The following is a 19,660-nucleotide window of genomic DNA, read 5'->3' as shown; positions in this document are numbered from 1 at the left end:
TGGTGGCCCGGGGCGGAATCGAACCACCGACACAAGGATTTTCAATCCTCTGCTCTACCGACTGAGCTACCGGGCCAAGACGCAGAATCATACATGAAAATTTGATTCAGTGCAGACTACGCCCAGGTACAAAACCAGGGCCCGGCATTCCATGAAGGCGGGCGTCGCCTTATAATAAGGCCCATCTTTGTGTGCAGATTTTTCTTGCGGGCATGTCCGTCGACGTCCTGACCTTTGGCTTGAACCACGTTTCCGCCCCGGTTTCCGTGCGGGAACGCGTGTCGTTTCCGCTCGAACTGGTCAAGCCCGCCCTGGCCGCCTTGCGCGCCACCTTTGGCAGCGGTGTGCGCGAGGCCGCCATCCTGTCCACCTGCAATCGCACCGAAATCTACTGTGCGGCCGATGCCGGGGTTGCGCCGGAACTGCCTGGCTGGCTGGCGGAATTCAACCGCCTGGAAGCCGGTCTGCTGGCCCCTCATCTCTATCAGTACCAGCACAACGATGCCGTGCGCCATGCCTTCCGCGTGGCCAGTGGCCTGGACTCCATGGTGCTGGGCGAGCCGCAGATCCTGGGTCAGATGAAAGACGCTGTGCGCACGGCCGAGCAGGCCGGCACGCTGGGCACGCTGCTGCACCAGTTGTTCCAGCGCACCTTCTCTGTGGCCAAAGAAGTCCGTTCCCAGACGGCCATCGGCGCGCATTCCGTTTCCATGGCTGCCGCCGCCGTGCGCCTGACCGAGCGTGTGCTGGGAGACCTGTCCTGTAGCAACGTGCTGTTCATCGGCGCGGGCGAGATGATCGAGCTCTGCGCCACGCACTTTGCGGCGGTGCGGCCGCGCCAGATCGCGGTGGCCAACCGGACCCTGGATCGGGCCGAGACCCTGGCCGCTCGATTTGACGCCCGCACGCTCAAGCTGTCGGCGTTGCCTGATCATCTGGCCGAATTCGATGTGGTCGTTTCCTGTACGGCCTCGTCCCTGCCCATCCTCGGCCTGGGGATGGTCGAACGAGCGGCGCGTGCGCGCCGCCACCGTCCCATGGTGATGGTCGATCTGGCGGTGCCGCGCGACATCGAGCCCGAAATCGGCCGTCTTGCCGACGTCTATCTGTACACGGTCGACGACCTGGGGCGCATGGTGCAGTCGGGCACCGACGCGCGCCGCGCCGCCGTGGTTCAGGCCGAGGCCATCATTGAGGCCAGGGTGCGGCATTTCATGCACTGGATGAGCAAACGCGAAATCGTGCCTGCCATCATCGACTATCAGCAAAATGCCGACGCTCTGCGGTTGTCGGAACTGGACCGCGCCCGGCGCCTGCTGGCCCGCGGCGACGATCCCGAGGCCGTGCTCGAGCTGTTGGCGCACAGTCTGACGCACAAATACATGCACGGCCCGCTGGCCGCGCTGAATCGCAGTGAAGGCGCTGAACGCGACCAGCTGCTGACGCTGCTGCCCCGGCTGCTGCCCGAATCCAGCCCCCGCCACCGGTAGCGGCGATCCCTCTTCTTCGTGCCGATCCGGCCCGTTGCGGGCCGGATTCAGGCTTCCTTGTCATTCCCCGGAATCCCCCTCCTCCATGAAAAGTTCGATGCGCAGCCGCCTGGAACAGCTCGGCCACCGTCTGGCCGAGATCGATGCCCTGCTGGCTGAGCCCGACAGCGCTGACGATATGGACCGCTTCCGCAGGTGGACGCGCGAACGCGCCGAACTGGAGCCCGTGGTGCGGGTCTTCGAGTCCTGGCTGCGTGCGTGCGACGACCGCGATACGGCGCGGGACATGCTGTCCGATCCTGACATGAAGGCGCTGGCCGAGGAGGAACTGGCGGGAGCCGATGCGCACATCGAGGCGCTGGAAGACGAATTACGCATTCTGCTGCTGCCTAAAAATCCCGATGACGACCGCAGCGTCTTTCTGGAAATCCGCGCCGGCACCGGGGGCGATGAAAGCGCCCTGTTCGCGGGCGACCTGCTGCGCATGTACACCCGCTACGCGGAAGTCAGTCATTGGCGGGTGGAACTGATGTCCGAGAGCGCGTCCGAGCTGGGCGGCTACAAAGAGGTCATCGCCCACATCGAGGGGGAGGGTGTCTATGGGCGGCTGAAATTCGAGTCCGGTGCCCACCGCGTCCAGCGCGTACCCGAAACCGAATCCCAGGGACGTGTGCACACGTCCGCCTGCACCGTGGCAGTGATGCCCGAAGCCGATCCCCAGGCCGATATCCGTATCGATCCCAACGACTTGCGTATCGATACGTTCCGCGCCAGCGGAGCCGGCGGCCAGCACATCAACAAGACCGATTCCGCGGTGCGCGTCACGCACCTGCCGACCGGCCTGGTGGTGGAATGCCAGGACGATCGTTCGCAGCATCGCAACAAGGACAAGGCCCTGCAGGTGCTGGCGGCCCGCCTGAAAGACCGCCAGCAGCAGGAGGCCCAGGCCCGCGAGGCCGCCCAACGCAAGAGCCTGGTGGGCTCCGGCGACCGCTCGGAGCGCATCCGCACCTACAATTTCCCGCAGGGGCGCGTCACCGATCACCGCATCAATCTGACGCTGTACAAACTGGCGCAGGTGATGGACGGCGATTTGAGCGAGCTGACCGGCGCGCTGCTGGCCGAGCATCAGGCTGAGCAACTCGCCGCGCTGGCGCTCGAATGACCCTGTCCCTGCGAGAATCCCTGTCCGCCAGCGCCTTGCCGCGGCTGGAGACGCATCTGCTGTGGCGGCATGTGCTCGGCGTGCCGCGCGCCTGGCTGATCGCGCACGATGGCGATCCGCTGAGTCCGGCGCAGATCGTCGCCTATCAGGCGCTGGAGGCCCGCCGGATGGCAGGCGAGCCGATGGCCTATATCCTGGGACATCGGGAGTTCTTCGGACGCGATTTCCGGGTCACGCCGGCGGTGCTCATTCCCCGGCCCGAGACCGAATTGCTGGTCGAATGCGGCCTGCGGGCGATCCGTGACGTGCGCGCGCCGCATGTGCTGGATCTGGGCACTGGCAGCGGCGCCGTGGCGGTGACACTGGCGCTGGAGCGGCCCGACGCCCGGGTACGGGCCTCCGATCGCAGCGCCGGGGCCCTGGAGGTGGCACGAAAGAACGCACGCGATCTGGGGGCAAAACTATGGTTTTCACACGGGAATTGGTACGATACCGAGTTGGGTTCTGGGCGATTCGATCTGATCGTCTCGAACCCGCCGTACATCGACGCGCAGGATGCGCACCTGGAGCAGGGGGACCTGCGTTTTGAACCCCCAGGTGCCCTGACTGACGGGGCCGATGGCCTGCAGGCCTTGCGCGACATCGTGCTGGGCGCGCCGGCTCATCTGACCCGTGACGGGATCTTGTGCGTGGAGCACGGTTGGGATCAGGCGGCCGCCGTCCGGTCCCTGTTTCTGTGTCGGGGATTCACCGACGTGGCCAGCGAGCGTGACCTGTCTGGCATCGAGCGGATCACCCGGGGCCGTTTCCCGGCCTGAGTTTTTTGCCTTGGGACGCCCCGAGGCGCGGTTCAGAGGTATTTTTCAGCGAGACCACCATGAGCGAAGCAGTTCAATCCGAAGTCCAGAATTTCATCCGTGAGACGGTCACCGGCCACCCGGTCGTCCTGTTCATGAAGGGCACGGCCCAGTTCCCCCAATGCGGCTTTTCCGGTCGCGCGATCCAGGTTCTGAAAGAAACCGGCGTGACCAAGCTGGTCACCGTCAACGTGCTGGAAGACGCCGAAGTGCGCCAGGGCATCAAGGACTACGCCAACTGGCCCACGATTCCCCAGCTCTATATCAAGGGCGAATTCGTCGGCGGCACCGACATCATGAACGAAATGCACCAGAGCGGCGAGCTGACCCAGCTGCTGAAGGACGCCGGGGCCATCGAGTGAATCCTCCCCGGCGACTGGTCGTCGGGATCAGCGGCGCGACCGGTGTCCGATATGCCACCCGGCTGCTGGAAATCGCGCGGGAACAGGGCGGGGTGGAAACCCATCTCGTCATGTCCCCCTCGGGGGTGCTGAACATCCGTCATGAGCTCGGCCTGGATCGTCAGGCCGTGCAGGCGCTGGCCGACCATGTTCACAGTCATCGTGATGTCGGTTCGGTGCTGGCCAGCGGCAGTTTCCACACGGCCGGCATGGTGGTGGTGCCCTGTTCCATGCGGACGCTGGCCGCTGTGGCGCACGGCCTGTCGGACAATCTCATCACCCGGGCGGCGGATGTGACCCTCAAGGAACGTCGCCGGCTGGTGCTGATGGTCCGCGAGACCCCCTTCAATCTGGCTCACCTGCGCAACATGACGGCCGTGACCGAAATGGGTGGGGTGATCTTTCCGCCGCTGCCCGCTTTCTACCTGCGTCCGGTCACGCTCGATGAGTTGATCGACCATACCGTGGGCCGCGTGCTGGAACTGTTCGATATTCATGTGCCCGGCGCGCGCTGGGAGGGCCTCGCCCCTCCGGCGAGTCCGCCGCAGGACAGCGGAGTCACCTGAGATCCGGAGGGCTGCCGTCTGTCCGTGGCGGCCGAGCCTTCCATGATGCGGCCGCTCCGGCCCGCATGCGCAGACCGATCAACGCCGACAGGACGATGCCCGCCGCCGCAAAGGCTGCCGTGGCGGTCCAGGTCCATTGCCAGTCGCCGCCGGCCCGGTTGACCACCCAGGCCACGACAGGCGGCCCGATGAACTGTCCCAGCGATGAGCATTGCTGCATCCAGCCGATGGTCGTGGAGGCTGTCTGCGGGGTGGGCGCCAGCGTCAGTCCCAGCACGAACAGCGTTGTCGGCACCAGGCCGCCCACCATGGAAAAGACCCACACCGCCGCGAACTGGCCCGGTGCCGGCAGGCCGGCACCGAACGCGGCGTAGGCACACAGGATCATGGTCGCCAGCCCCGTGACCAGCAGTTGCCAGGCCGCGATGCCGTGATGGAGCAGACGTCCGGCGGACAGGTTGCCGATAGCGTTGGCGCCCGCCACGATGGCCGTCAGCAGCCCCGCCGTGGTGCCGCTGATGCCCTGGGCGGCATAGATCGTCGGCAGGAAGCCGATCACTGCCATCCATTGGCTTGCGTACAGGCCGAAGATCAAGGCCATCAGCCAGACATTGGCCGACCCCAGGGTCGTGCGCACCAGTTGCGCGGCGGAGTCCCGTCGTGTTCCGGTGGTGATCGGGTCCGGCGGCACGAGGCGCAAGGTCAGCAGCAGGCCGCACAGCGTCAAGGCCGCCAGCAGTGACCACAGCAGCTGCCAGCTGCCCAGGCTCAGAACCCAGGACCCGGTCAGCAGGATGACGACGGTGCCCAGCGGCATATAACTGCCCCACAGACCCATGATGCGGCTCAGGCTTTGGGGCGGCACGAGACGACGGATCAGCGCGGGGATCGGCATGACCACCATCAGGACGCCGCAGCCTTCCGCCGCGCGGAGCAGCAGCACCAGCAGGCTGGAATCCAGCCAGGCGCCCAGCATCGAGGCCGTCGCCAGGACCGCCAGGCCAGCCAGAATGCAGCGGCGCAGGCCGACACGCTCGGCCACCAGTGCGATGGGCAGGCCCAGAACCAGCCCTCCAAGCTGCACGGCCGACAGCAGGAACCCCGATTCCACCAGCGTGAGCTGGAATTCGGTCTGCAATTGAGGCAGGGCCGGAGGCACCTTCCAGATGTGGAGCGCGGCGCTCATGCCGATCAGCACCAGGAACAAGGCCGCCCTCACGCCGGTGCGGCCCTTCTCGTGACGGGGCCCAGCCGTGCGGGATGCGGCAGCGCGGGTCTCGGCCGTGCGGGAGTCGGTGGTGCAGGACGCATCGGTAGGGGATACGGCGGCACGGGGATCGGAGGGCGTGTGCGGCATGAGCGAATCAGGGGGATGCGGTTTTGCGCGGCAGCCAGCGCCAGAACATCCAGGCGGCAACGAAGCCGAGCGCGCCGATGGTGATGATGCTGCCGGCCAGCGACAGGGCGGCCGTGATGGCCGACATCAGCAAGGGCCCTCCGCCGCCGCCGAGATCGGTGATCAGGCGCCAGATGCCCAGGAACCGGGTGCGGTCGCCGGGGGGCGAGGCATCGGCGCCGATCGTCATGATGATGCCCGAGCCGATCCCGTTGCCTACGCCCAGCACCATGCTGACGGCCAGCAGGCTGATAAAACCGGTTGTCCAGGGAATCGCGATCAGGCTGGCTCCCATGATCAGCATACAGGGCAGGGCGACCCAGATGCGCCCGCGCAGGTCCATGATCCGGCCGGCCGGATAGAACAGCAGCATGTCCACGCCGCCCATGATCCCGTAAATCAGGGCGGTCGCCGTAGCGTCCAGGCCGATGTGATCGGCCCAGAGGGGAATGACGATCTGGCGGCAGGCCCGGATCGCCGAGACCAGCGCGGTGGCCACCCCGAGCGTCAGAAAGACGCCGGCATGCCGGCGGGCCAGCGCCTTGAGGGACAGCGGCGCGGTATCGCGATTGACGGCGCGGTCGCGCGGCTCCAGGTCCGGGATCGAAAAGGCCAGGATGCCGGCGCCCAGGAAAGCCAGGACGGCGGCCCAGTAGGCGCCCTGGAGCCCCATCAGGTGGATGAAGCCGGCCGCCATGAAGGGGCCGGCAAACAGCCCCACCCGCATGGTGCCCCCCAGTGTGGACATGGCGCGCGCGCGCATGTGGGGCGGCACGGCCTCGATCAGATAGGTCTGGCGCGCCAGCAGGAAAATCGAGCTGGCCAGGCCGATCATCAGGACACCCAGGCCGAAAACCCAGGGGGTGCGGGCGATCAGGCACAGGGCCAAAGCAGTCAGGCTGAACACGGCCGCACTGACCATGGCGCGGCGCTCACCATAGCGGTTCGTGAGCGCCGCCGCCGGCAGGTTGGCCATCATCGAGCCGATCCCGATCAGCGCCACGATCAGTCCGGCCTGCGCCGAACTGGCGCCCAGGTCGCGCGCGCTGAGGGCCAGGACCGGGTAGATGGCGCCTTCTCCCAGACCAAAGAGCAGGGATGGACCGAACGCAGGCAGGGCGATCTTGGTCAGGCTGAAGGAGTCGGAAGAGGGAGGCACGCCGGAGGGTCGTGATGACCAAAAAAATATTGTCTCACACGGATGACAGAAATATTCGTGGACTATGGGATAGGTGGGTTTCCCTATTGCCGGCGCGGAAATTGGCAGATTCCATCGAGAAAGGCAGTAGGCGTTATTACTGATTGCGGTAAGCCTCAATTTTCATGCATCATGCATCCGCTCTCGACCGTTTACAAAACGGCACAATTAACCGGGTCAATCGACTGGGTTACCAACCTACTTAGGGGCTCTCTCTCATGCAACGTCGTTCCTTCCTCAAGAAGGCTGCTCTCGGTGCGGCCGCTGGCGGCGCCACCCTGGCCGCTCCCGTTTTCGCTCAGGAATCGCCCACCCTCAACTGGCGCCTGGCTTCCAGCTTCCCTCGCAGTGCCGATGCAATCTATTCCGGCGGTGAAAACGTCGCCAAGTTCGTCTCCGAAGCCACCGGTGGCAAGTTCCAGATCCGCGCCTTCCCCGGCGGTGAGATCCTTCCCGCCCTGGGTGTGCTCGACGGTGTGCAGAATGGTACGGTCGAATGCGGCCATACCGCATCCTATTACTATTTTGGCAAGGATCCGGCCCTGTGCTTCGACGGCGCCGTGCCTTTCGGCCTGAACACCCGCCAGTACAACGCCTGGGTGCGCCATGCCGGTGGCCTGGAGGTGCTGCGCGAGCTGTTCGCCAAATTCAACATCGTGAATTTCCCCTGCGGCTACACCGGCACTCAGATGGGCGGCTGGTTCCGCAAGGAAATCAAGACGGTCGAAGACCTCAAGGGTCTGAAATTCCGCACGGCAGCCTTTGCCGGTGCCGTGCTGATGAAACTCGGCGCCGTGCCGCAGCAGATCGCCGGCGGCGACATCTATCCCTCCCTGGAAAAAGGCACCATCGATGCGGCCGAGTGGATCGGTCCCTACGATGACGAAAAAATGGGCTTCCACCGCGTGGCGCCGTTCTACTATTTCCCCGGCTGGTGGGAAGGCACCCTGCAGGTGTCCCTGCTCGTGAACAAGGACAAGTACGAGGCCCTGCCCAAGCACTATCAGGCCGTACTGGATCAGGCCTCCGCCCTGGCGTCCAACGTCATGATCGCCACCTATGACGCCGAGAACCCCAATGCGCTCAAGCGCTTGATCGGCGAGGGCGCCAAGCTGCGCGCTTTCCCGAAACCCGTCATGGACGCGTGCTACAAGGCCGCTGTGGACACCTACGCCGAGCTGTCTGCCAAGGACCCCGGCTTCAAGAAGATCCACGACGCCTACATGGGCTTCCGCGACCATGAAATCCCATGGTTCCGGATTGCCGAAGGCAGCTATGACCAGTACATGGCCACGGCGACCAAGTAATCGGCGTCACGTATCGGCCTGACCCCGAGGCCACTCATGACTGGATCTCGCGCTAGCCCCCCTCGCGGGGGCTTGCGCGTGTCCGGACGCAACCCTTTTTTCATTGGCTCTCACCATGAATGCACTTCTCGCCCTGTCGCGAGTGATTGACGCGATCAATCGCCGCGTGGGCCGGGCTGTGACCTGGCTGATCCTGCTCGCGGTACTCGTCAGCGCCATCAATGCGACGGTACGCAAGCTGTTCAACGTCAGTTCCAATGCCTGGCTCGAATTGCAGTGGTATCTGTTCGGCGCCGTCTTCTTGCTGGCGGCCGGCTATACCCTGCTCAAGAACGAACATGTCCGCGTGGACGTCCTGGCTTCGCGCTTTTCACGGCGTACTCAGCTGTGGATCGAGATTTTCGGTGTGCTGTTCTTCCTGTTGCCTGCCTGCGTGCTCATCATGTGGCTGTCCTGGCCCTACTTCATGGATTCGTTCGTCAACGACGAACAGTCCTCGAATGCGGGCGGTCTGATCCGCTGGCCGGCCAAGCTGCTGATCCCCATCGGCTTCGCCTTGCTGGTCAGCGCCGGCGTATCGCACCTGATCAAGTGCATCGGCTGCCTGCGCGGTCAATGTCCCGATCCTCGCGAAGTGCATGCGGGCAAGTCCGCGGAGGAACTGCTCGCCGAGGAAATCGCCCGTGAGGCGCAACAGCGCGAGGCCTCCTCGCAAGAGGGGCATTGATGATGGAAGCATTGTTACTGGCTTATATGGCGCCGATCATGTTCGGCATGCTGGTGCTCCTGCTGCTGCTGGGGTTCCCGGTCGCGTTTTCCCTGGCGGCCAACGGCATTCTGTTCGGCCTGATCGGGATCGATCTGGGCCTGCTGTCGCCGGCGCTGTTCCAGGCTTTGCCGCAGCGCGTGTTCGGGGTCATGTCCAATGAATCGCTGCTGGCGGTGCCGTTCTTCACTTTCATGGGGTTGATCCTGGAAAGATCCGGCATGGCCGAGGATCTGCTGGAAACCGTCGGCCAGCTGTTCGGGCCGCTGCGCGGCGGTCTGGCGATCGCCGTCGTCCTGGTGGGCGCGATGCTGGCGGCCACCACCGGCGTGGTGTCCGCCTCGGTGATCTCGATGGGCCTGATTTCGCTGCCCATCATGCTGCGCTATGGCTATGACCGGCGATTGGCGACGGGGGTGATCGCAGCCTCCGGGACCCTGTCGCAGATCATCCCGCCGTCCCTGGTGCTGATCGTGCTGGCCGACCAGTTGGGCCGCTCCATCGGCGACATGTACAAGGGGGCTTTCCTGCCGGGCTTCGCCCTGACCGGGATGTATGTCCTGTACATCGTTGCGATGGCCATGTTCCGGCCCAAATCGGCGCCCGCCATTCCGCCCGAGGCCCGCACCTTCGTCGAGCCCAACGGCGGCCACGGCATCCCCTCGCTGCTGGTGCTGATGGCCCTGTCCGTCGGGATCTCGTATACGGGTGTGCAGTTCCTGCTGGATGATGGGGCGCACGTCGATGAACTGATCGTCACCAGCATCCTGATCTGGGGCGCGGCGGCTTTCGTCATGGCGGTGCTCAACAAGGTGTTGCGCCTGGGGCTGCTGTCGAAGATCGCCGAACGCGTGACGTTCGTCATGATTCCGCCGCTGGCCCTGATCTTCCTGGTGCGGGGCACGATCTTCATCGGTGTGGCCACCCCCACCGAGGGCGGCGCCAGGGGCGCGGTCGGCGCGCTGATCATGGCGGTGATCAAGCGGCGGCTCAATCTCGGGCTGCTGCGTCAGGCCATGGAAACCACCACCACGCTGACCTGCTTCGTGGTGTTCATCCTGATCGGCTCCTCGGTTTTCAGCCTGACCTTCCGAGGCGTGAATGGCGACCTGTGGGTCGAGCATCTGCTCACCGGCCTGCCGGGCGGAGAAATGGGCTTCCTGGTCGTGGTCAGCATCCTGACCTTCTGCCTGGCCTTCTTCCTGGACTTCTTCGAACTGGCCTTCATCATCGTGCCGCTGATCGGCCCGGTGGCGGACAAGATGGGCATCGACCTGATCTGGCTGGGTGTGCTGCTGGCCGTGAACATGCAGACGTCGTTCATGCACCCGCCATTCGGCTTCGCGCTGTTCTATCTGCGATCCGTGGCGCCCAAGGAGGACTACCAGGATCGGGTGACCGGCAAGACCGTGGCCAAGGTCACCACCGGCCAGATCTACTGGGGCTCGATTCCCTTCATCATGATTCAGCTCGTGATGGTGGTCGTGGTGCTGCTGTATCCGGGCATCGTCACGCACTACAAGGCCGACCGGCCCCAGGTGAACATCGAGAACATCAGCATCGACCCGGGCAGCTTCGGCGGTTATGGCGCAAGTGGCTATGGCGCCATCACGGGCGAGTATGGCGGCGCAGCCGGGGGCGGCGGCGATGCGGGCGCGCCGTCCGGCCAGGCGCCTGCGGCGCCCTCGGACGAGGACTACAACAATATGTTCAAGTAAGTCCGGATCACGACGACTGGCGCTGCGCTGGCAGCGCTGGCCGGATGGTTTTTCCGCGCAAGGCCCGGCAGAAATGCCGGGCCTTGCGATTTGTCCCGGATCGGATCGGCATGGGGGCAGCGTACAATGCCGGAACCCGTTTCATTCGATGTATTCCCCCAAAAGGAGAATCATGTCTCAGCAATTTCTAGCGGATGTGCGTGCCCGGATCGATCAGCTGCGCGAAGAGGGTTTCTACAAGGCCGAACGCGTCATCGCCGGCCAGCAGTCCGCGCATGTGCGGCTGGCCGACGGGACCGGCGTACTCAATTTCTGCGCCAACAATTACCTGGGCCTGGCCAATGATCCCCGCCTGATCCAGGCCGCTGACGCCGGGCTGGTCGAGGACGGTTTCGGGCTGGCCTCGGTACGTTTCATCTGCGGCACCCAGACGGGGCACAAGGCGCTGGAATCCGACCTGGCCCGCTGGCTGGGGATGGGCGACGCCATCCTGTATTCCAGTTGTTTCGATGCCAACGGGGGCCTGTTCGAGTCGCTGCTCGACGAACAGGACGCCATCGTCAGCGATGCCCTGAACCATGCCAGCATCATCGACGGCATCCGCCTGTGCAAGGCGCGACGCTACCGCTATGCCAACAACGACATGGGCGATCTGCGCGCCCAGCTCGCGGCGGCGCGGGCAAGCGGGGCGCGGCACATCATGATCGCCACCGACGGCGTGTTCTCCATGGATGGCATCATCGCCAACCTGGCGGCGATCTGTGATCTGGCCGACGAATTCGATGCGCTGGTGATGGTCGATGATTCTCACGCCGTGGGCTTCATGGGCGCGGGCGGACGAGGCACCCCGGAACATTGCGGGGTCGCGGACCGGGTTCACATCCTGACCGGCACATTGGGCAAGGCGCTGGGCGGCGCCTCGGGCGGCTATGTCGCGGCCGATGCCGTGATCGTCGATCTGCTGCGCCAGCGTTCGCGTCCATACCTGTTTTCCAATACGCTCGCGCCGGCCATCGTGGCGGCGTCGCGGCGGGTGATCGAGCTGCTCCAGGATGCCGAAGGCGCCGAATTGCGCGCCCGGGTGCATCGCAATGGCGCGCATTTCCGGCGTGAGATGCAGGCGCTGGGTTTCAGTCTGGTGCCGGGCGAGCATCCGATCATTCCGGTGATGTTGGGCGATGCCGCGCTGGCCGGCCGGATGGCCGACGCCTTGCTGGCTCAGGGCATCTACGTGATCGGCTTTTCCTATCCCGTGGTTCCCAAGGGGTGCGCCCGCATCCGCACCCAGATGAGTGCGGCCCACACGCCGGAGGACATCGAGCAGGCCGTGCAGGCGTTTGTCCGGGTGGGGCGCGATCTGGGCGTCATCGCCTGATCGGACGGGTCGGACGGATCATTTTTCTGGAGTCGCCATGAGAGCCTTGGCCAAAACGCAGCCCGCCGCCGGGCTGGAACTGGTGGATGTGCCCAAACCCGCATTGGGACACAACGACCTGCTGATCCGTATCCGCAAGACCGCCATCTGCGGCACCGATATTCATATCTGGAAATGGGATGAGTGGGCCGCGCGCACCATCCCCGTGCCCATGCATGTGGGGCATGAATACGTGGGCGAGGTGGTGGAGATCGGCCAGGAGGTCCAGGGCTTCCAGGTCGGCGACCGCGTCTCCGGCGAGGGGCACATCACCTGTGGTCATTGTCGCAATTGCCGCGCGGGCCGCCGGCACCTGTGCCGCAACACGCAGGGGGTCGGTGTCAACCGGCCTGGCGCCTTTGCGGACTATCTGGTGATTCCGGCCTTCAACGCATTCCGGATTCCGGACGATGTGTCCGACGACCTGGCCGCCATTTTCGATCCCTACGGCAACGCCACGCATACGGCGCTGGCATTCGATCTGGTGGGCGAGGATGTCCTCATCACCGGCGCCGGCCCGATCGGGGCCATGGCCGCGGCGATCGCCCGGCACGTGGGCGCACGCAATGTCGTCATCACTGACGTCAATGACTACCGGCTCGAACTGGCCGCCCGCATGGGCGCCAGCCGCACAGTGAACGTGGCTCGCGAGGCGCTGAGCGACGTGATGCGTGAGCTGGGCATGTCCGAGGGCTTCGATGTGGGCCTGGAGATGTCCGGCGTGCCCAGCGCCTTTGCCGCGATGCTGGATCAGATGAACCACGGCGGCAAGATCGCCATGCTCGGCATTCTGCCCGATGGCGTGGGCATCGACTGGAGCCAGGTGATCTTCAAGGGGCTGGAGATCAAGGGGATCTACGGCCGCCAGATGTTCGAGACCTGGTACAAGATGGTGGCCATGCTGCAAAGTGGCCTGGATCTGGCGCCCATCCTGACCCATCACTATCCGGTGGCGGATTTCCGCCAGGGCTTCGAGGCCATGCTGTCAGGCCAAAGCGGCAAAGTCATTTTGGATTGGATGAGCCCGGACGCTCAATAGTCCTTGAGGACTATTGAGCGCCTGGCGAATCCGAGGCGCGTGCCAGCGCCGAGGTGGAGAGTTGCCACGGCTTGAGAGTCCTTGAGGGCCAATAGTCCTTGAGGAGTGCTTCCAGTCTACAGTCGCTGCAGCAAGTCTTTGATCCCGACCTGACCCAGGCCGCGCGCCAGCGCCAGTCGCAGGACGATGCGTGCCTGCAGTGGGTTGAGCGCGTGGGACGCCAGCGGTCCCTGCGCGGCATCGGTGACCTGGCCATCGGGCACCCGACTGGCGCGCACGCACACCAGACCGCGACGGCCCGCCTCGGCGCACCCCCGCAGGGCGGCCGGGCTCAGGCTGCCGTTGCCCATGGCCGCCACCACGATTCCGCGCGATCCGGCCTGAATCGCCGCCGTGTAGGGATGCCGCGGGGCATCCTGATAGTCCAGGATGATGTCCACCGGCGGCATCGCGCGCAAGCCCGTCAGCGAAAAGGGAGCCGTTTCCGGCAGGTCGGGGCGCATGTCATAGCGGACCCGGCCATCGGTGATCGCGCCCAGCACCCCGGCGCCGTCCGCCCCGAAGGCATCCACCCGCGTAGTGTGGCGCTTGGCGGCGTGCCGTGCGGCCAGGATACGGTCGTTCATGACCACCAGCACGCCCCGGTCGCGACTGGCCGGGTCGGCGGCAGTGAGCAGCGCATTGACCAGGTTCAGCGGCCCGTCGGCGCTCAGGGCCGAGGCTGGCCGCATGGCGCCGATCAGCACGATGGGTTTGGGACTGCGGACCGTCAGGTGCAGGAAAAAGGCGGTTTCTTCGAGGCTGTCGGTGCCGTGGGTCACGACCACTGCGTCCACCTCGGCATCGCGCACGTGACGATCCACCTCATGCGCCAGGCGCAGGACCCGGGCCGTGCTCAGATTCCGGCTGTCCACGTTGAACGGTTGCTCGCAGCGGATGTCGGCGATGTCGGCCACGCCAGGAATCGCGGCGAGCATGGCCTCGATCCCCTGCGTGACCTGATACCCGGTCAGTGTGCGGGCGTCGCCGGCCGTGGCGGCGATGGTGCCGCCCGTGCCGATCAGGACCAGACGCGGGCGCATCAAGGATACAGGCCGCGCACCTGGCGGGCTTCGAGGATGCGGGAGCAGGCCACGATGAAGGCGGCCGTGCGCAGCGACACGCCGTGTTCGCGGGCAACCGCCGACATGGCGGCATAGGCGGCGCGCATCATCGCCTCGAGGCGGTGGTTGATTTCCTGTTCAGTCCAGAAGAAGCTGGAAAAATCCTGGACCCATTCGAAGTAGCTGACCGTGACGCCGCCCGCGTTGGCGACCACGTCCGGCACGATGACCGTGCCTTTGGCCGAGATGATGTCGTCGGCTTCGGGGGTGGTGGGGCCGTTGGCGCCTTCGACCAGGATGCGGGTGCGGATCGAGTCGGCGTTGTCCCGGGTGATCTGGCCCTCGAGGGCGGCCGGGATCAGGATCTCGGTTTCCAGGGCCCAGAATTCCTTGGGACTGATTTTCTCCGAGTCGGGCGCGCCCGCCACGCCGCCGCTTTCGCGCACGTGATCGAACAGCGCCAGGACGTTCAGGCCGTTGGCGTTATAGATGATGCCGGTATGGTCATAGACCGCCACGACCTTGGCGCCGGCCTCGTGGAACAGGCGCGCTGCCGTGCCGCCCACATTGCCGAAACCCTGGATGGCGATGCGCGCGCCCTTGATGTCGATGTCGGATTCGCGCGCAGCCTCGCAGGCCGCCACATAGACGCCGCGCCCCGTGGCCTCGATACGGCCCAGGCTGCCGCCCAGCGCGATCGGCTTGCCGGTCACCACGCCGGTGGAAGTGGCGCCTTCGTTCATGGAGTAGGTGTCCATCATCCAAGCCATGACCTGGCCGTTGGTGTTGACGTCCGGGGCGGGGATGTCCTTGTTGGGGCCGATGATGTCGTGGATCTCGCTGGTGTAGCGGCGGGTGATGCGTTCCAGTTCGCTCTGGGAATGCTTGCGCGGGTCGATGCGGATGCCGCCCTTGGCGCCGCCATAAGGCAGGTTCACGGCGGCCGATTTGACCGACATCCAGGCCGACAGCGCCATGACCTCGGACAGGGTGACGTCCTGGTGGTAGCGCACGCCGCCTTTGCCGGGGCCGCGCGAGGTGTTGTGCTGCACCCGATAGCCCTCGAAGTGGGCGATCGTGCCGTTGTCCAGTTCCACCGGGACGTCCACGACCAGGATGCGCTTGGGGCGCTTCAGGGTCTCGACCCAGCGAGCCAGCGAACCCAGATAGGGCGTGACACGGTCGACCTGTTCCAGATAGATGCCCCAGGGACCGGGGTGAGCAGGATCCAGGTAAGAGGGCAGGGGCTGGGAAATCGATTCAGGCATGGTGTGCAACCTTTTGATGAGTGCAAGACAGTCAGAGACATACTACCGGCCCCATTTTAGTGCCGGCGCGGCTTTCTGTGTCCGGAACCGGCCGGTTATATCGAATCAACGTTTTTTTCGTTCCGTCTGTGTGCGTGGATAGGCACACTGAATGCCTCTGTCGGCATCGGGCCGACTTCGTGTTGCTGGAGATGATGGTGTCGATCACGTTGCCCCCTTTGCTGGCGGCGCGCTGGGCTGCTTTGCAGGAGCGTCTCGTGGCCATTGCGGATGCGCATCCGGATGCGTTGCTGGCTTCTTCCATGGGGATGGAAGACACGCTGCTGATTCACGCCGCGGCGCATCTCCCCCGGCCGCCGGGTGTTTTCATGCTTGACACGGGACGTCTGCATGCCGAGACCCTGGCCCTGGTGGAGGTGGTGCGCGCGCGGTACGGTATCGAGACGCAGGTGGTGCGCCCCGACCCGCAGGCCGTGCGGGCGCATGTGATGGCGCACGGTGAATTCGCTTTCTACGAAGATGTGGCATTGCGCAAGGTCTGCTGCGGCATCCGCAAGGTCGAACCGCTGCGCCGCGTCCTGGACGGTCATACGGCCTGGATCACGGGTCAGCGCCGTGAGCAGTCCCTGACCCGGGTCGAACTGCCAGAAGCGCAGTGGGACGAGACCTTCGGTCTGTGGAAGTTCAATCCCCTGGCGTGCTGGTCGGCCGACGAGGTGCGCGCCGTGGTGCGCGCGCTGGACGTCCCCTATAACCCTCTGCACGACCGGGGCTATCCCTCGATCGGTTGCGATCCCTGTACGCGTACTGTGCGCCCCGGCGAGGATCCGCGCGCCGGCCGCTGGTGGTGGGAGCAGCGCGACAGCCGCGAATGCGGCCTGCATGCGGGCAATCTGTCCTCGCATGGACAGCCCGGCGTGCGTCCGCGCGTGCCGCTTTCCAAGGTCATTACGGAAACATCGACATCATGAGTACTGCGCTTCTTGCCCGCACCCATCTCGATTGGCTGGAATCCGAAGCCATTCATATCCTGCGCGAAGTGGCTGCCGAGTGTGTGCGCCCGGTGCTGCTGTTTTCCGGCGGCAAGGATTCGTGCGTCTTGTTGCGTCTGGCGGAAAAGGCCTTTCGCCCGGGCCGCTTTCCCTTTCCTTTGATGCACATCGACACGGGTCACAACTTTCCCGAGGTCATCGCATTCCGCGATCATCGGGCCGCAAAACTGGGCGAGGAGCTGATCGTGCGCCACGTCGAGGATTCCATCGCGCGCGGCACGGTCGTGCTGCGCCATGCCAATGATTCGCGCAATGCGGCCCAGGCCACGACGTTGCTGGAATCGATCGAGGAATTCGGTTTTGACGCCTGCATCGGCGGCGCACGCCGGGACGAGGAAAAGGCGCGCGCCAAAGAGCGCATCTGTTCGTTTCGCGACGAGTTCGGCCAGTGGGATCCCAAGGCCCAGCGTCCGGAACTCTGGAATCTGTACAACACCCGCGTGCATCCCGGAGAGAACATCCGGGTCTTTCCGATCTCGAACTGGACCGAGCTGGATATCTGGCAGTACATCGAGCGCGAGGGGCTGGATCTGCCTTCGATCTATTACACGCATGAGCGCGAGGTCGTGCGCCGCCACGGCCTGCTGGTTCCAGTCACGCCGCTGACCCCCGCACGCGAGGACGAACAGCCTGAGCGCCTGGGCGTGCGTTTCCGCACGGTGGGAGATGTGTCCTGCACCTGTCCGGTGATGTCCTTGGCGGCCACGCCGGCCGACATCATCGCCGAAACCGCCGTGGCCACCCTCACGGAACGCGGCGCCACGCGCATGGACGATCAGACTTCCGAGGCGTCGATGGAACGGCGCAAGAAACAAGGCTATTTCTGAGCGGCTGCGCACAAGATTGGTTTCTGAGTGGCCGCGCGCGAGGTAATGTCCGGGCGGCCGCGCCAGACAAGGGAATCTTCATCATGAATGCAATCAATGAACAATGGCGGATCGCGCCGGAAACCAGCGTGCTGCGCCTGATCACCGCCGGGTCCGTGGACGACGGCAAATCCACGCTGATCGGTCGGCTGCTGGTCGACAGCAAGGGCGTGTTCGCCGACCAGTTGCAGGCCATCGCGGGTTCCAAATATACCCGCGCGCCCGGCAGTGAGCTCGATCTGGCGCTGCTGACCGACGGCCTGGAGGCCGAGCGCGAACAGGGCATCACCATCGATGTCGCCTATCGTTATTTCGCCACACCGGCGCGCAAGTTCATCGTCGCCGATGCGCCGGGTCATGAGCAATACACGCGCAACATGGTCACGGGCGCTTCGACGGCCGATGCCGCCGTGATCCTGATCGATGCCAGCCGGGCGACCGATGGTCAGCTGTTGCCGCAGACCAAGCGCCACAGCACCCTGGCCCGGCTGCTGGGGCTTCGCCACATCGTGGTGGCCGTCAACAAGATGGACCTGGTGGACTGGGATCAGGCGGTCTTCGGGCGGATTCACGCGGCGTATCGGGACCTGGCCGTGCGCCTGGATATTCCTGTCTTTCATATCGTGCCACTGTCGGCCCTGTCGGGCGACAACGTGGTGCATCTCAGCGAACGGACCCCCTGGTATCAGGGGCCGCCGTTGCTGAGCCTGCTGGAAACGTTGCCGGTGGAGCAGCGACATGAGGAAAACCGGGCGCGGTTTTTCGTCCAGTGGGTGATCCGTCACAACGGCAGCGGTCCCGATGCGTTCCGGGGCTATGCGGGGCAGTTGCAGGGGGGTGTCTGGCAGGTCGGCGATGCTGTCCGGGTCTTGCCCAGCCGCGAATCCGCGCGCATCGCGCGGCTGCTGCGCGGCGATCAGGCAGTCGACCGGGCGCTGCCGGGTGACAGCATCACGGTGGTGCTGGACCGCGAGCTTGACCTGTCCAGGGGCGATTCGCTGGTCGATGCCGGATCGGAGCCGGTGCTGGACAAGGATTTCGAGGCGGATCTGTGCTGGCTGGACCAGCAGGCGTTGAATGCGACCCGGCTGTATTGGCTCAAGCAGGGCACTCGCCTGACGCAGGTCCGCGTCCAGGCCGTGCGCACCCGGCGTGACATCCATGAGCTGCGTTCAGTGGACTGGAACGGCACCCTGGCCATGAACGATATCGGGCGCGCGCAGCTGCGGGCCCGCGATCCTCTGATCCTGGACGACTACGATACGCAGCGGGCCACGGGCGCTTTCATCCTGATCGACGCAGCCACGAACCAGACCGCGGCGGCGGGGCTGATCCGCCGTTGAGGCACGATCAGATCCCGTAGCGCTTCAGCCCGTCGAGGTTCAGCACCTGGACGGCTCCGTATTCGATTTTCAGCAGGTGCGCGGCTTCCAGTGAGCGCAGGGCCTGATTGGTGCGCTGGCGCGAAATGCGCGCCAGGAAGCCGATTTCTTCCTGGGTGATTTCCAGACGTGTCAAATTGCCCGGATACAGCAGCGGATTGAACAGCTCCGCCAGACAGCGCGCCACGCGGGCATCGGGCGCCAGCAGCCGGTCGTATTCGGCCTTGCCGATGAATTGCGCCACGCGTTCGTTCAACTGGTGCAGCAGATAGCGGTTGAACGGGATGCTGGTATCCAGCAGCCAATAGAACGTATCACCGCGCAGGCGGGCGATGGTGCTGCGGCGCAGGGCGATGACATCGTATTTGCGGGCCTCGTGCTTGAGCAGCGAGCCTTCGCCGATCCAGCCGCCGGCCGGCACGCCGGTCAGCGACGCCAGCTTGCCGTCCGCATTGCCGACAGAGACCTTCAGCAGGCCGTCGAGCACACCGATCCAGGTGTAGGCGACGCCGCCTTTGTGTTCAACGATGGTGCCGGCTTCGACGTGCGCCACGGTGGTGTCCTGCAGGACGCGAGCCTGTTGTTCGTCGTCGAGCAGGTCGAACCAGGCGGCGCGCGCCGGCAAAACCTGAGACAGATTCATGGGGACTTACCCTAGATCGAGATCGAATG

Annotated in this window: 18 protein-coding genes and 1 tRNA gene; 13 read left to right on the top strand and 6 right to left on the bottom strand. The window is 65.1% G+C overall.

The features are described 5' to 3' along the window. A tRNA-Phe gene (locus ACK5JE_RS03230) sits at positions 1-76 on the bottom strand. 136 nt (positions 77-212) lie between these two features. Between ACK5JE_RS03230 and hemA the strand changes: the two genes are divergently transcribed. From hemA to ACK5JE_RS03205, 5 genes are all read left to right on the top strand, one after another. After that, on the top strand, positions 213-1,490 hold the full coding sequence (gene hemA / locus ACK5JE_RS03225) for a glutamyl-tRNA reductase (RefSeq protein ID WP_416800272.1): 1,278 nt from the start codon (positions 213-215) through the stop codon (positions 1,488-1,490). An 85-nt stretch (positions 1,491-1,575) separates the two neighbouring features. After that, on the top strand, positions 1,576-2,655 hold the full coding sequence (gene prfA / locus ACK5JE_RS03220) for a peptide chain release factor 1 (RefSeq protein WP_416800271.1): 1,080 nt from the start codon (positions 1,576-1,578) through the stop codon (positions 2,653-2,655). Further along, complete coding sequence (gene prmC, locus ACK5JE_RS03215; RefSeq protein WP_416800270.1) at positions 2,652-3,473, top strand: peptide chain release factor N(5)-glutamine methyltransferase; 822 nt, start codon at positions 2,652-2,654, stop codon at positions 3,471-3,473. The genes prfA and prmC overlap by 4 nt, the downstream gene beginning before the upstream one ends. 59 nt (positions 3,474-3,532) lie before the next feature. Next, complete coding sequence (grxD, locus tag ACK5JE_RS03210) at positions 3,533-3,874, top strand: Grx4 family monothiol glutaredoxin (RefSeq protein WP_416800269.1); 342 nt, start codon at positions 3,533-3,535, stop codon at positions 3,872-3,874. Further along, positions 3,871-4,479: a UbiX family flavin prenyltransferase gene (locus ACK5JE_RS03205; RefSeq protein WP_416800268.1), complete on the top strand. Its 609-nt coding sequence runs from the start codon at positions 3,871-3,873 to the stop codon at positions 4,477-4,479. Before grxD ends, ACK5JE_RS03205 begins: the two co-directional genes overlap by 4 nt. Here the strand turns inward: ACK5JE_RS03205 and ACK5JE_RS03200 are convergent. Together ACK5JE_RS03200 and ACK5JE_RS03195 are read right to left on the bottom strand one after the other, a co-directional pair. Continuing rightward, the gene (locus ACK5JE_RS03200; protein ID WP_416800267.1) at positions 4,472-5,836 is read right to left on the bottom strand and encodes a CynX/NimT family MFS transporter; all 1,365 of its coding nucleotides are present in this window, start codon (positions 5,834-5,836) and stop codon (positions 4,472-4,474) included. The two genes, ACK5JE_RS03205 and ACK5JE_RS03200, sit on opposite strands and share 8 nt — an antisense overlap. Positions 5,837-5,843: 7 nt before the next feature. Beyond that, positions 5,844-7,034, bottom strand: a complete 1,191-nt coding sequence (locus ACK5JE_RS03195; RefSeq protein ID WP_416800266.1) for an MFS transporter — start codon at positions 7,032-7,034, stop codon at positions 5,844-5,846. A gap of 257 nt (positions 7,035-7,291) precedes the next feature. Between ACK5JE_RS03195 and ACK5JE_RS03190 the strand changes: the two genes are divergently transcribed. The 5 genes from ACK5JE_RS03190 (at position 7,292) to tdh (ending at position 13,317) form a co-directional block, all read left to right on the top strand. Then, the gene (locus tag ACK5JE_RS03190; RefSeq protein ID WP_416800265.1) at positions 7,292-8,380 is read left to right on the top strand and encodes a TRAP transporter substrate-binding protein; all 1,089 of its coding nucleotides are present in this window, start codon (positions 7,292-7,294) and stop codon (positions 8,378-8,380) included. A 115-nt stretch (positions 8,381-8,495) separates the two neighbouring features. Then, entirely contained in the window at positions 8,496-9,107 is a 612-nt protein-coding gene (locus tag ACK5JE_RS03185) for a TRAP transporter small permease subunit (protein ID WP_416800264.1), read from the top strand. A gap of 2 nt (positions 9,108-9,109) precedes the next feature. Next, positions 9,110-10,864: a TRAP transporter large permease gene (locus tag ACK5JE_RS03180; RefSeq protein WP_416800281.1), complete on the top strand. Its 1,755-nt coding sequence runs from the start codon at positions 9,110-9,112 to the stop codon at positions 10,862-10,864. A gap of 172 nt (positions 10,865-11,036) precedes the next feature. Beyond that, the gene (locus ACK5JE_RS03175; RefSeq protein WP_416800263.1) at positions 11,037-12,239 is read left to right on the top strand and encodes a glycine C-acetyltransferase; all 1,203 of its coding nucleotides are present in this window, start codon (positions 11,037-11,039) and stop codon (positions 12,237-12,239) included. A 37-nt stretch (positions 12,240-12,276) separates the two neighbouring features. Continuing rightward, complete coding sequence (gene tdh, locus ACK5JE_RS03170; protein WP_416800262.1) at positions 12,277-13,317, top strand: L-threonine 3-dehydrogenase; 1,041 nt, start codon at positions 12,277-12,279, stop codon at positions 13,315-13,317. Positions 13,318-13,433: 116 nt separating this feature from the next. On the opposite strand, the gene ACK5JE_RS03165 is transcribed toward tdh, so the two are convergent. Next, complete coding sequence (locus tag ACK5JE_RS03165; RefSeq protein WP_416800261.1) at positions 13,434-14,399, bottom strand: asparaginase; 966 nt, start codon at positions 14,397-14,399, stop codon at positions 13,434-13,436. Then, the gene (locus ACK5JE_RS03160) at positions 14,399-15,688 is read right to left on the bottom strand and encodes a Glu/Leu/Phe/Val family dehydrogenase (RefSeq protein WP_416800260.1); all 1,290 of its coding nucleotides are present in this window, start codon (positions 15,686-15,688) and stop codon (positions 14,399-14,401) included. Before ACK5JE_RS03160 ends, ACK5JE_RS03165 begins: the two co-directional genes overlap by 1 nt. A gap of 194 nt (positions 15,689-15,882) precedes the next feature. Between ACK5JE_RS03160 and ACK5JE_RS03155 the strand changes: the two genes are divergently transcribed. The 3 genes from ACK5JE_RS03155 to ACK5JE_RS03145 all read left to right on the top strand — a co-directional run bounded on the left by ACK5JE_RS03155 (position 15,883) and on the right by ACK5JE_RS03145 (position 18,949). Beyond that, positions 15,883-16,659, top strand: coding sequence for a phosphoadenylyl-sulfate reductase (locus ACK5JE_RS03155; protein WP_416800280.1), 777 nt, complete (start codon positions 15,883-15,885; stop codon positions 16,657-16,659). Beyond that, complete coding sequence (gene cysD / locus ACK5JE_RS03150) at positions 16,656-17,567, top strand: sulfate adenylyltransferase subunit CysD (RefSeq protein WP_416800259.1); 912 nt, start codon at positions 16,656-16,658, stop codon at positions 17,565-17,567. Before ACK5JE_RS03155 ends, cysD begins: the two co-directional genes overlap by 4 nt. 83 nt (positions 17,568-17,650) lie before the next feature. Further along, positions 17,651-18,949 (top strand): sulfate adenylyltransferase subunit 1, encoded by a 1,299-nt coding sequence (locus tag ACK5JE_RS03145; RefSeq protein ID WP_416800258.1) that lies wholly within the window; start codon positions 17,651-17,653, stop codon positions 18,947-18,949. 7 nt (positions 18,950-18,956) lie between these two features. Here the strand turns inward: ACK5JE_RS03145 and ACK5JE_RS03140 are convergent, their stop codons facing one another. After that, a complete protein-coding gene (locus tag ACK5JE_RS03140) occupies positions 18,957-19,631 on the bottom strand; it encodes a Crp/Fnr family transcriptional regulator (protein ID WP_416800257.1) in 675 nt (224 codons plus the stop codon). Between the last annotated feature and the right edge of the window lie 29 nt (positions 19,632-19,660).

It is taken from the genome of Castellaniella sp. (genome assembly GCF_047971665.1).
Taxonomy (GTDB): domain Bacteria; phylum Pseudomonadota; class Gammaproteobacteria; order Burkholderiales; family Burkholderiaceae_B; genus Castellaniella.
The sequence above is the reverse complement of the archived record's forward strand: the minus strand, read 5'-3'. Positions and strand labels throughout refer to the sequence as shown.